We start from the raw sequence: 355 nt of genomic DNA, 5'->3' as shown, positions 1-355 counted from the left end.
GCTTATTTACGTGATGTCTATCAAGCACTTCAACATTTCCGTTACGTATCCAAAAGCCAAACAAGAAAGCAAGCCGAAACTCGTTTGACCCAATGGTTTGACCGGTACCTTTTTAGCGACTGTGCCGCCGTACGCAGTATTGCCAAGGCACTCATCACCCGAAGAGACGCAGTGCTTTCTTGCATCGTTTTTTCTTACTCAAATGGTCCAATGGAAGGAATCAACAACAAAATAAAATTGATCAAAAGGCGAGGATATGGGTATCGAAATATCCAGCGTTTTACTTTGCGTGTCCGTCTAGAGACCTCTATCACATTTTAACGTAAAAATCAAGTACATCTTTTGGTGATGAACC

Annotated in this window: 1 protein-coding gene; it reads left to right on the top strand. The window is 42.0% G+C overall.

All coding sequences use genetic code 11. From position 1 onward, the window contains the following. The coding region (locus DSM465_RS19205; RefSeq protein ID WP_236620398.1) for a transposase at nucleotides 1-321 on the top strand (321 nt) is incomplete at its 5' end. Nucleotides 322-355 lie beyond the last annotated feature (34 nt).

This window comes from Geobacillus thermodenitrificans subsp. thermodenitrificans DSM 465 (genome assembly GCF_000496575.1).
GTDB classification, from domain to species: domain Bacteria; phylum Bacillota; class Bacilli; order Bacillales; family Anoxybacillaceae; genus Geobacillus; species Geobacillus thermodenitrificans.
This window is presented reverse-complemented; position numbering and strand designations above follow the sequence as displayed.